This is a genomic window from Acinetobacter sp. YH12239, assembly GCF_013417635.1.
In the GTDB taxonomy this organism is placed as follows: domain Bacteria; phylum Pseudomonadota; class Gammaproteobacteria; order Pseudomonadales; family Moraxellaceae; genus Acinetobacter.
The window spans coordinates 421,225-432,952 of record NZ_VPDP01000002.1 but is presented as its reverse complement, the minus strand read 5'-3'; the positions used below and the strand labels follow the sequence as shown (position 1 = coordinate 432,952).

10 protein-coding genes are annotated in these 11,728 nt (G+C 39.0%); 1 reads left to right on the top strand and 9 read right to left on the bottom strand.

Going from position 1 to position 11,728, the window contains the following annotated elements; genetic code table 11:
• Nucleotides 1–458 precede the first annotated feature (458 nt).
• The 8 genes from FTV17_RS04150 to FTV17_RS04115 form a co-directional block, all read right to left on the bottom strand.
• Entirely contained in the window at nt 459–935 is a 477-nt protein-coding gene (locus FTV17_RS04150; protein ID WP_179998277.1) for a hypothetical protein, read from the bottom strand.
• A gap of 86 nt (nt 936–1,021) precedes the next feature.
• Nucleotides 1,022–2,305, bottom strand: coding sequence for a phosphoribosylamine--glycine ligase (purD, locus tag FTV17_RS04145; protein WP_179998276.1), 1,284 nt, complete (start codon nt 2,303–2,305; stop codon nt 1,022–1,024).
• A gap of 136 nt (nt 2,306–2,441) precedes the next feature.
• Nucleotides 2,442–4,016: a bifunctional phosphoribosylaminoimidazolecarboxamide formyltransferase/IMP cyclohydrolase gene (gene purH / locus FTV17_RS04140; protein ID WP_179998275.1), complete on the bottom strand. Its 1,575-nt coding sequence runs from the start codon at nt 4,014–4,016 to the stop codon at nt 2,442–2,444.
• A gap of 88 nt (nt 4,017–4,104) precedes the next feature.
• Nucleotides 4,105–4,374, bottom strand: a complete 270-nt coding sequence (gene fis / locus FTV17_RS04135; RefSeq protein ID WP_001086304.1) for a DNA-binding transcriptional regulator Fis — start codon at nt 4,372–4,374, stop codon at nt 4,105–4,107.
• A 375-nt stretch (nt 4,375–4,749) separates the two neighbouring features.
• Nucleotides 4,750–5,604: a DUF3426 domain-containing protein gene (locus FTV17_RS04130; RefSeq protein ID WP_179998274.1), complete on the bottom strand. Its 855-nt coding sequence runs from the start codon at nt 5,602–5,604 to the stop codon at nt 4,750–4,752.
• A 19-nt stretch (nt 5,605–5,623) separates the two neighbouring features.
• Nucleotides 5,624–6,523: a 50S ribosomal protein L11 methyltransferase gene (gene prmA / locus FTV17_RS04125; RefSeq protein WP_179998296.1), complete on the bottom strand. Its 900-nt coding sequence runs from the start codon at nt 6,521–6,523 to the stop codon at nt 5,624–5,626.
• A gap of 135 nt (nt 6,524–6,658) precedes the next feature.
• Nucleotides 6,659–7,558: a bile acid:sodium symporter family protein gene (locus FTV17_RS04120; protein WP_035267632.1), complete on the bottom strand. Its 900-nt coding sequence runs from the start codon at nt 7,556–7,558 to the stop codon at nt 6,659–6,661.
• A 132-nt stretch (nt 7,559–7,690) separates the two neighbouring features.
• Complete coding sequence (locus FTV17_RS04115; RefSeq protein WP_179998273.1) at nt 7,691–8,047, bottom strand: hypothetical protein; 357 nt, start codon at nt 8,045–8,047, stop codon at nt 7,691–7,693.
• 258 nt (nt 8,048–8,305) lie between these two features.
• On the opposite strand from FTV17_RS04115, the gene mnmG reads away from it, so the two are divergent.
• Nucleotides 8,306–10,186 (top strand): tRNA uridine-5-carboxymethylaminomethyl(34) synthesis enzyme MnmG, encoded by a 1,881-nt coding sequence (mnmG, locus tag FTV17_RS04110; RefSeq protein ID WP_179998272.1) that lies wholly within the window; start codon nt 8,306–8,308, stop codon nt 10,184–10,186.
• A 393-nt stretch (nt 10,187–10,579) separates the two neighbouring features.
• Here the strand turns inward: mnmG and FTV17_RS04105 are convergent, their stop codons facing one another.
• On the bottom strand, nt 10,580–11,578 hold the full coding sequence (locus tag FTV17_RS04105; RefSeq protein ID WP_179998271.1) for a YafY family protein: 999 nt from the start codon (nt 11,576–11,578) through the stop codon (nt 10,580–10,582).
• Between the last annotated feature and the right edge of the window lie 150 nt (nt 11,579–11,728).

The window sequence follows — 11,728 nt, the reverse complement described above, 5'->3', positions numbered from 1 at the left end:
GATTTGATCTTCTACACTTAACTTAGATGGTCTACCTTTAGCAGGTACAAGCATTTTTAGCTGTTCAGCCATTAAATCAAAGGTTGACCATGAGATGCCTGTATATCGCTTAAACTGTGTTTCAGAGAGCTTCTTTGAGTCGATGTATTTCATTCGCAAATTATGCATGAATATTTAAAATTATTCGGTACAAATAGTCAGCAAGGGATAGATCTTTTTTTGATTTATGAAAGAGATCTTAAGTTGTTGGTGATGTGTGAATGATTCGAGTTGAACCATCGTTAATGGTTCATTATAAATCCGATAAGGGATGTGAAAAATACTTTGATTCAAAGTAATAATACGACATGCATCCATATCTTCTAAAACTAAATAATTTTTTATGGTATCGATGTCATTCCTACAATGTAATGGAAAAGCATTTTCTAAAGAATGAATCATTTTTAGTCACTTTGAAATTAAATTATATGTGCATTTTGAACCCATTTAACTAGAAATTTATATAATTCTCTATATATATGTTGAGCTGACGTATTAGAAACTAAATGTATTTCCTCGTCGTAAATAATAATATAGCTATATAAGCTACCTACTTTCAATTTGTCATTAAGCTCATGGAGATATTCAGAAAGAAAAATTAAATTGTGAAGATGATATTTATATTGATGATTTAATTTGTGTGGCAACTTTTTTTGCACATAGTCTTCTAAAACGGACAGAGCAATTTTTTCTGTATCGATTGTTAACAAGTGCGGATTGATCTCGATAAAATATTTTTCTATTTTATCTGCTGATTCCATGAAGCAGAGATTAAGCGCAAATTCATTATGTACGTCTTTTAGAAGGGTTGCTTCAGCCCAATCTTGAATCTCTTTTGCTGTACAAAGTTCTACAATCAATTTAAGTTTTAGACGAAATTTTTCCTCATCATGCATTTTTTGTATTTTTAAATAATAGCCATTGATTTCATTTTGGCATAAAAAAACCCACTGAAGTTGGGTTTTTTTACATTTAATTTAAATTAAGCATTTTCACGAGCAATGGCACGGTAACCAATATCTTTACGGTATTGAACGCCGTCAAACGTTACTTTTTGGCAAAGCTCTAAAGCTTTTGCTTGTGCTTCACCAATGGTATTGCCAAGTGCAGTCACGCAAAGGACACGACCACCAGCAGTTACGATGTCACCATTCTCATTGGCTTTCGTACCTGCATGGAACACTTTCGCATCTGCCATTTCCGTATCTAAACCAGAAATCACATCGCCATTGCTAGACGTTTCAGGGTAGCCCTTGGATGCAAGTACGATACCAACCGTTTTACGCTCATCCCATTCAGCTTCTGTAGGAAGTTTACCTTCAATACCAGCTTCAACTAATTCAACTAAAGATGATTTTAAACGCATCATAATCGGTTGAGTTTCAGGATCACCGAAACGACAGTTAAACTCGATCACTTTTGGTTGACCTTGTTCATCAATCATCAAACCTGCGTATAAGAAACCTGTATAAACGTGACCGTCTTTTTTCATACCTTCAACGGTAGGACGCATCACTTCATTCATGGTTTTTTCAAAAACTTCAGCCGTTACAACAGGAGCAGGAGAGTAAGCACCCATACCACCAGTGTTAGGACCTTGGTCACCTTCAAAGATACGTTTATGATCTTGTGACGTAGCCATAGGTAAAATGTTGTCGCCATCAATCATACAAATGAAAGATGCTTCTTCACCTGCCAAGAACTCTTCGATGACAACGCGTGAACCTGCATCACCAAATTTGTTGCCTGCAAGCATGTCATCAATTGCATCGAATGCTTCTTGATTGGTCATCGCAACGATCACGCCTTTACCAGCAGCAAGACCGTCAGCTTTGATCACGATCGGCGCACCATTTTTCTCAACAAATGCCTTAGCAGTATCGACTTCTGTGAACACGTCATAGAAAGCGGTTGGGATGTTGTGACGTTTCAAGAAGTGCTTCGCAAATGCTTTAGAGCCTTCTAATTGTGCTGCAAATTGGGTAGGACCCCAAATTTTCACACCTGCAGCGCGACAAGCATCGACTACACCATTTACAAGCGGTGCTTCAGGACCGACAACAATCAGGTCCACGGCATTATTTTTTGCAAAGTCGATAATGGCAGGGTTATCTAAAATGTTAAGTGCTACATTTTCACATTTTGGTTCAGTTGCTGTGCCCGCATTACCCGGTGCAACAAAAACTTTAGCTACTTTTTCATCTTGAGCGATTTTCCATGCTAACGCATGTTCACGACCGCCATTACCCAAAACTAAAATATTCATCGGTTCATACTCCATGAATCGAAAATGACATAAAGTCCTCAACTAAATGAATAGAAGAGGACTTTAGGCAAGATTAAAAATCTCTTATCAGTGTTATAGGTGACTTATGAGAAGTCATCATGACACGAACCATTAATTAATGACGGAAATGACGCATGCCAGTGAACACCATTGCAATACCTGCTTCGTCAGCAGCAGCAATCGTTTCTTCATCACGCATTGAACCACCCGGTTGGATAATACATTTGATACCTGCTTTAGCGGCGTTATCAATACCATCACGGAATGGGAAGAATGCGTCAGATGCCATTACTGCACCTTCAACGACTAAGCCTGCATGTTCAGCTTTGATCGCAGCAATACGAGCAGAGTTTACGCGGCTCATTTGACCTGCACCCACACCAATCGTTTGACGGTTTTTAGCATAAACAATCGCGTTTGATTTAACGTATTTCGCAACTTTCCAAGCAAAGATCATGTCATCAATTTCTTGTTCAGTTGGGGCACGTTTCGTCACAACTTTAAGATCATCTTTAGTAATCATACCTAAGTCTTGATCTTGAACGAGTAAACCACCGTTTACACGTTTGTAGTCCATTTGTGGAGCACGTTCGTCAATTGCTGGTAATTCGCCACATACAAGTACACGTACGTTTTTCTTCGCACCAGTAACTTCTAATACACCTTCAGCAACGCTTGGTGCAATGATCACTTCAACAAATTGACGGTCAACAATGGCTTGTGCAGTTTCAACATCTAATTCACGGTTGAATGCAATGATGCCACCGAAAGCTGATTCTGGATCAGTTGCATATGCAAGGTCATATGCAGCTTTAATACCGTCTAAAGACACTGCAACGCCACATGGGTTTGCGTGTTTTACAATTACACAAGCAGGTTTAGCGAATGATTTAACACATTCAAGTGCGGCATCAGTATCTGCGATGTTGTTATAAGATAATTCTTTACCTTGTAACTGTTTAGCAGTAGAAACAGAGGCTTCAGTTGCAGCAGGGTCAACATAGAATGCAGCAGATTGATGTGGGTTTTCACCGTAACGTAAATCTTGCGCTTTATTCAATTGCGTATTGAATGTACGTGCAAATTGATCAGCTTGACCTTCTTCTTTACCAACGCGAGCGCCTAAGTAAGATGCGATCATACCGTCGTACTGAGCAGTATGTTCAAATGCTTTAACTGCTAAGTCAAAACGGGTTGCATAAGAAAGTGAGCCTTCAGCTTTAAGCTCAGCAACTACAGTCGCATAGTCAGATGCATTTACAACGATACCTACAGACGCATGGTTTTTCGCAGCAGCACGAACCATCGTTGGACCACCGATGTCGATATTTTCAATCGCATCAGCAAGTGAGCAGTTAGGTTTTGCAACAGTTGCAGCAAATGGATAAAGGTTTACCACAACTAAATCGATCGCATCGATGTTGTGTTCAGCCATCACAGCTTCATCTAGACCACGACGAGCCAAGATACCACCGTGGATTTTCGGATGAAGTGTTTTTACACGTCCGTCCATCATCTCTGGAAAACCAGTGTGCTCTGAAACTTCGACTACAGCAATATTGTTGTCACGTAACAACTTATAAGTACCGCCAGTAGATAAAATTTCTACCCCTAGAGCAACAAGGTCTTGGGCAAATTCAACAATGCCTGTTTTATCAGAAACAGAGATTAATGCGCGTTTAATAGTCATGATTTAGTCACAGTTATCAAGAATTAAAACAAAAAAGCTAAATAGCAGGTAAAAAAAATGCCCGCGGAAGCCGCAAGCATTTTATCATTTATTCACTCATTAAACCGTGAGCTTTCAACTTTTTACGTAAAGTACCACGGTTAAGGCCTAGAATCTCAGCAGCGCGAGTCTGGTTGCCACGTGTATATTCTAACACTACAGATAAAAGAGGTTTCTCCATTTCTGCTAAAACCATGTCATAAACTTGAGATGGTTGCTCGCCTTGCAATTGTGCAAAATAATGGCGAACTGCGCGATCTACGTGAATACGAAGAGCGACATCAGATTGTGCAGTAAAAATAGGAGATTTGCTATTCATGCGAGTTAATCCGAGAATCAATAATCACTTAGGGTAAAAGTGATTTTGTGGTCAAAATAAAAAAAACGAGCTCCGTTTTAGGTCCTAAAACGGTCGACTCTAAAACAAGAACAATTAGCTTGCCACAACTAGAGCAATTGAGTGAAAAATAAGCGTAACAATAGTTTAATATTTGTTACGGTTCCACATAAAACAAAAAACATCCCTGATGCGCTGAATAAAAAAATTAAGCACATGAACAGAACTGTATTTATTTTGAGAAATTGCGAGGAGTTTGCGGTACAAAGCTTTCGTGGCGCGTATCATACCATTGTCTATGAAAAAGTGAGCAAGAAAACTACATTTTTTTTAATTTTTTTATCGTTTTTTTTGATCTTATGGTCGTATAACTTCCAATTTGTAATTGTCAAACTCAGATTGAGAAAAATTTATACTAAATTTGAAACCAAATGGACTGTCTTGAGGAATTCGTGTAATTCCATGCAAACTTTCTACTAAATATTCATTGGGTGCTTTAATAGAAGATGAAATCAACTTCCCTTGTTGATAAATGCTTATTTTTAACAGAGGCAGTTTTAGCCCTTTGCTATATTGGTTCACCAAGTGACCTGAAAAAACAGTAGATATCGCTGACGTTGACTCAATATTGAAGTCTTGTACTTTTATATAGGTATAGCGTTCATCGAGCGTGTCACAATTAAATAAGTTACATGCTGATATAAATGCCTGATTCAGCGCAGGTGAGCGTTGCAATACATTAGGGTTAAACCATAAAAATTGAAAAACCAGTAATAACGCTAAAATTGTATTTACGATCGCCCATGTCGCAATATAAAGCTTAGTTCTTGGTTTCGATTGGCTATTGGCATGGATTGATGATGAAAGATTTAAAGAAGGGTAATTGGTAATCGGATCATGATTGAACGTATTTAAGTTATTTAAATACGTACGCAAGGTAATATTTGAATTTGCAACTTTACGATCGAAAATATCCAATAGGTGTTGTTCTTGTTTGGGTTCGATCACATCTTCAGATGGTGCGGTACTTTCTTGGACTTCTTTGATTAAAGGCTCAACCACTTTCGGTTGAGGATTGAATAGATGTAGAAGCGCATTAAACTCAGCAGAACATTTAGGACAACAAACCATACCCTCGGCAACAGTTAACTGGGTGACTGATACCTTGTAAATTGTGGAGCAATTTGGGCAGCGGGTTTGTTTATCACTCATATCTTAAATTAAGCTCTACTTATTTATGGCGTTTCCCAGAAAGACGGTACCAATTTTCATCACGCTTTTCTTTGTCTAATATATCAAAAAATTCAGCATAAACACGAGAAACATCATCAACTTGCTCTTCAATAATACCGGCTAGTGCGAATTCACCCTCAGGTTGAATGAGTGTTGAAAACTCCTCAGCAAGTGCCATCAGTGGGCCAGCAAGAATATTTGCGACAAATACATCTGCCTTTTGCTCACCGAGTGCTTGATTAAATTCTTCAGGTAAGCCGACATATAAATTTTCGAGAACGCCATTTAATTCAGCATTTTGTTGTGTAGCGAGTACAGCTTGAGGATCAATATCTGTTGCATATACTTTTTTTGCACCAAGCAGTAGGGCAGCAACACCTAGAATGCCAGAACCACAGCCGTAATCGATGACGATTTTGTCTTTCACATCGGTTTTACCTAACCATTGTAGGCAGAGGAATGTTGAAGCATGATTACCTGTACCAAAAGCTAGGCCTGGATCTAATTTAATATTGACCGCATCCGCTTCAGGTGCTTCCATCCACTCAGGCACGATCCAATATTTTTCACCAATTTGAATTGGCTCATATGCATCCATCCAAGTGCGTTCCCACTCTTGATCTTCGATAAACTCATAACGTAAAGGCGCTTCAGGCATCTGGTCTTTAATGAAAGTTTCTAGTGCGACGACATCGATTTCTTCATCCTCTTCTTGAGCGTAAATACCCGTTACGATGACTTTGTTCCAAAGCGGAGTCTCACCTGGAAGTGGTTCTAATAACGCTTGATCTTCTGCATCATCTAGCGTCACACTGACTGCACCAAGAGATAATAATAATGTTTCAGTAAAATCAACTTGTGCTTGATCGACAGTAATATGGATTTGTAACCACTTCACAGTAAAAAAACCTAAATATGCAATACGAGAGTTAGCATTGTACTGTATTCGCTTTAAGAATGCAGATAAAACCTGAAGCATAAATAAAGGCACGATTACAGTGCCTTTAAGATGAGTTGGTTAACTCAATTAATATCAGTTAATTTGTGAGTGGTTTCGAGTTAACTCAGCCGGATGGTCTAATGGTGCAAAACGATTCAGCAACATGCCGAAAATAGCAGCGAAGATATACATAAAGATTGAATAAACGGCTGCTGGCATCGCAATTTCGCTGCTATTCATTATCGTGATTGCAATCGCCATGGCCAAAGTACTGTTATGGATACCAATTTCAAAAGCACACGCTCTTGCTTGAAAACTCGGTACACCAAAGAAGCGTGGTAGAAAATAACCAACGCTAAGACTTGCGATACAAAATAACGCTGTTGCCAAACCAATTTGAGCAAGATAATTCATAATGTTGGCACGTTCAGAAAGTACTGCACCGACAATAATTAACACTAAGAATACAACGGCAAAAATACGCACTGGTTTTTCTAGTTTAGTTGCAACATTTGGAAATTTGTAGCGCACAAACATACCGAGGGCAACTGGAATAAGAATAATGGCGAACACTTGTAAAATTTTACTAAATTGTAGACCAATTTGAGTTGAATCCTGAATGAAATGTGTGATTGCAAAATTCACGATAAGCGGCAAGGTCACTGCAGCAATAATGGCATTAATCGCAGTCAAGGTGATGTTGAGGGCAACATCACCTTTGTATAAATAGCTAAATAGATTGGCTGTCGCACCCCCTGGTGAGGCAGCAAGCAACACTAAGCCGACAGCCAAGTAAGGCGAAAGATTGAGTATTTTACATATAATAAATGCAACGCCAACCAAAATGACGAGTTGGGAAAATAATGCGATGAGCACTGCTTTAGGGTGTTTACGAACGCGTAGAAAATCTTGAACAGTGAGTTCAAGTCCTAAACCCGCCATCACAATTGCAAGTGCTAAAGGTAAAAAAATCGTAAGGATCCCTGTGTCCATAAATTCATCCTGAATTTTGTTGTGTTATTTGTAAATAGATCGTTATTTTTAATTTTGTTTTATCGTTATCAATAAATAAAAGCAACCAATTTTTCAATTGGTTGCATAAATGGTCGAATTTAAAAAATTGGATTAAGACGCTTTTGGCATCGGTGGCGCATATCCGAGTGCACATTTGCCTTTATATTCTTGACCTTCAATATTCACGGAAACACTCGCTGCATCAGACTTACAAGCTGAATTAAGCTGCTCTTCATTTCCTTTCAAATCTTTACTTTGGGTAGGGAAAAATTGAGTTTGGCAAGTACCATTCCAAATGATTCCTTTATACGGGAAACTGACAGCATCACCTTCGCTTTTACCCTTACATACGCTTTGGAATTGTTTGGCATTATAAGCATTATCAACTTTGTCATTCGCAATACTCATACTACTTACGCTTACACCCAAACAACATAACATTGACATCGTAAATAACTGGACTTTCATGTTCGTATACTCTTGTTAAAAAATATGACAGGAATATGTTGAAAAAATAGTCAAATCAATGGAAGGGCAATGCTGTAAATAAATTTTCTAAATTGTTAAAAAATCACTTAAATCTGCAAAATTTATAAATTTTTATATCAAAATAGTTTATATTATTGGACTTCAAAAAAATTAGAATTAAATTGTTCTCGATTGTCTCAAGGCAAACAAAATTTGCTATAATTTTCTGTCATTATTTTTATCTCCTCATATACCACTATGCATTATCCTAAAGTTTACGATGTCATTGTTATCGGTGGCGGACACGCTGGTACAGAAGCAGCGCTTGCTGCGGCACGTATGGGTCGACAGACTTTACTCTTAACTCATAATATTGAGACTTTAGGGCAGATGAGCTGTAACCCAGCGATTGGTGGTATTGGTAAATCACACCTTGTTCGCGAAATTGATGCCTTAGGTGGTGCGATGGCACTCGCAGCAGACAAGGGTGGTATTCAGTTTCGTATTCTGAACTCACGTAAAGGTGCTGCAGTTCGTGCAACGCGTGCGCAGGCTGACCGTGTACGTTATAAAGCGGCTATCCGCGAAACATTAGAAAACCAAGCCAATCTTGATATTTTCCAACAAGCAGCAGATGACCTCATTGTTGACGGCGATACCGTTAAAGGTGTAGTCACCCAAATGGGGATTCGCTTTGATGCGAAAACAGTCGTGTTAACCGCTGGTACATTCTTGGGGGGCGTGATTCATGTTGGTCTTGAGAAATCAAGCGGTGGTCGCGCAGGTGATCCACCTTCAATATCTTTAGCGCACCGTTTACGTGAGCTTCAATTGCCAGTAGGTCGTTTAAAAACAGGTACGCCACCACGTATTGATGCACGTTCTGTAGATTTCTCTGTGATGACACCACAGCCGGGTGATTTCCCATCACCAACGATGTCATTTATGGGTGATGCATCTATGCACCCAGAGCAAGTCAACTGCTACATCACGCATACCAATGAAAAAACACATGAGATTATCCGTGGCGGCCTAGACCGTTCACCGATGTATACTGGTGTGATTGAAGGTGTAGGTCCACGTTACTGTCCGTCAATCGAAGATAAAATTCATAAATTTGCCGATAAAGATTCTCACCAAGTATTCTTAGAGCCTGAAGGCCTAGATACACATGAACTTTATCCAAATGGTATTTCTACATCTTTACCGTTTGATGTCCAGTTTGAATTAGTACGCTCAATCCGTGGTATGGAAAATGCGCACATTCTTCGTCCGGGTTATGCGATTGAATATGATTATTTCAACCCACAAGCGTTGAAATTTACTTTAGAAACTAAAGCGATTAATAACTTGTATTTTGCAGGTCAAATCAACGGTACGACTGGTTATGAAGAAGCAGGTGCACAGGGTTTACTTGCAGGCCTGAACGCTGCACGCCGTGCGTGGGATCAAGAGCAATGGACACCGAAGCGTGATGAAGCGTACATGGGTGTATTGGTTGATGACTTAATCACTTTAGGTACGAAAGAACCGTACCGTATGTTTACCTCGCGTGCGGAATACCGTTTGATGCTTCGTGAAGATAACGCAGACCAGCGTTTGACGCCAATCGGTCGTGAAATGGGTCTTGTGGATGACGAGCGTTGGGCGGCTTATTGTGAAAAAATGGAAGCGGTTGAGCGTGAAACAGGTCGTTTGCAACATCTTTGGGCTGCACCAAACAATCCAATGGGTAAAAAATTCGTTGAAATGACAGGCGCGGATCTTTCAAAAGAATGTTCAGCGATTGATTTGTTGAAACGTCCAAACATTACTTTTGCTCAAATTGCGGAACTTACTGGTTCTGATGTTTCTGCTCAAGTGGGTGACCAAATTGAGATTGCGGTGAAATACGAAGGTTATATCAACCGTCAGCATCAGGATGTTGCACAAATGAAGCGTCTTGAAGAAACCAAGATTCCAGCTGATTTTGATTATGACGTGGTATCTGGTTTATCTCGTGAAATTACCTTGAAACTCAAAGAGGTTCGTCCTGAAACTCTTGCTCAAGCAAGTCGTATTCCGGGCGTAACACCTGCTGCTGTTCAATTGGTGATGATTACGATTCGTAAGAATGCACAAACTAAAAAGTCTGCTTAAACCTTTTACTTTCCTAAAAAACCCGCTTGATGCGGGTTTTTTTAATCCTCATAGAACTATTTATTCATAAATTAGATAAAGATTTTGTTATTTTCGTTTAACAAGAATATAGATTAATAAAGAAATATTGATTATTTCTCAATCGATGTTGATATCGTTATATTGATTCTACGTTCACAATAAAGAGGAAAGGCCATGACGATGAAGCGTATTCGTTATAATGGTTATGAAATTGCATGCTGCACGATGTAAATCATAATCCAACGACATTGAAAAGTGTACGTGGGCTAAAGGGGAGTTTAGTTCGCGTATTTAAACTCAACAAAATAAGAAATCAGCGCAATACTGAAAATATGATAATAAAAAATCTTCAGAGCCAATTTGGCTCTTTTTTTAATTTTCAATTTCATGAACGGCATTAAATACATCGAGTGGTTCAATACGAATGATTTTTTTGCCGAAGCTTCTGAGCCACCAAACCAATTGTGAAGTAAAGGGCACATTAGCCACCACTTTAAAGAGATCATCGGATACTTGTGTGATGGATTGATCTTTACTGAGTTGGCTTTCGGAAAAGTAAAGTGCATCAGCTTTATTCATAAAGAGTTCGAGTTGAACGAGCTCAGTGGGTTTATTGAAATCAACTCTAAAGCCGAGCGCACCAGATTCAATGTAAGCATCAATATCAAAGTCAACAGGGTGTAAGGCGCGTTGTTCTAGAACTTTTGCAGATTTAAAACGATGTAAAGCAAAAGTTTGAACTTCTGATTTGTCATGTCGAGTACAAATCAAATAAATGATTGAGCCCTTTTGAACCAGTGCAAGCGGGTTTAAGGTATAACCACGTTCTTCACTTTCAGGTCCACGCGCACGATATATACATTCAATCTGTTTATCTTGTAATAGACCTTCGTAAATGGCTTGCTGCGCATGTTTCTCTACAACAGGAGGGATCAAGGGTTGGCTTGCTGGGACAATACGAACACGGTTAATCCACTGACGTACATTGTTTTGTGTAGATAAGCTGCGTTTTGCAAGCTCGAACCAAGGGTTCATTTCTTCAATTAAACTTGGAGGAAGCAAATGCTTTAAATGCTCTTCAACCATCATAAAGGTGACCGCTTGAGAGCTGGTCATATGCGGCAAGCTTTGAATAGGGGCATCTGATCGCCAACGCCAACCTTGTGGTACAGTTTTATTACTCTCAATAGGAAATCTTTGAGAAATTTGATTTAAATCACGTTGAATGGTTCTTAAACTGATTTCAATGCCTTCTCTTTGCAGGGTCTCTTGCAACTCTCGTGTACCCATCCATTTACCAGTGGTCAAGCGTGAAAGAATTTGCCACTGTCGATATAAGCTATTCGATGTTTCTTTTTCTTGAGAGGACATAATCAACTAATGAATAAAGAGAAAATATTTTTCAAACACACAATAAAAAATCTTAAAGAGATAAGCAAGCATGAAGAGCGAAGCAGTTGACTATATTTCGATACATCTTTAGGTCATTTTTCGTTGTGAATGCTTCAAAAATGGGGCATT

Bases quoted from the DNA above. Each gene is read 5' to 3' on its own strand.
- FTV17_RS04115 (WP_179998273.1), bottom strand. From the start codon at position 8,047: ATGAAAGTCCAGTTATTTACGATGTCAATGTTATGTTGTTTGGGTGTA.
- FTV17_RS04120 (WP_035267632.1), bottom strand. From the start codon at position 7,558: ATGGACACAGGGATCCTTACGATTTTTTTACCTTTAGCACTTGCAATT.
- FTV17_RS04130 (WP_179998274.1), bottom strand. From the start codon at position 5,604: ATGAGTGATAAACAAACCCGCTGCCCAAATTGCTCCACAATTTACAAG.
- mnmG (WP_179998272.1), top strand. From the start codon at position 8,306: ATGCATTATCCTAAAGTTTACGATGTCATTGTTATCGGTGGCGGACAC.
- FTV17_RS04150 (WP_179998277.1), bottom strand. From the start codon at position 935: ATGCATGATGAGGAAAAATTTCGTCTAAAACTTAAATTGATTGTAGAA.
- fis (WP_001086304.1), bottom strand. From the start codon at position 4,374: ATGAATAGCAAATCTCCTATTTTTACTGCACAATCTGATGTCGCTCTT.
- FTV17_RS04105 (WP_179998271.1), bottom strand. From the start codon at position 11,578: ATGTCCTCTCAAGAAAAAGAAACATCGAATAGCTTATATCGACAGTGG.
- purH (WP_179998275.1), bottom strand. From the start codon at position 4,016: ATGACTATTAAACGCGCATTAATCTCTGTTTCTGATAAAACAGGCATT.
- purD (WP_179998276.1), bottom strand. From the start codon at position 2,305: ATGAATATTTTAGTTTTGGGTAATGGCGGTCGTGAACATGCGTTAGCA.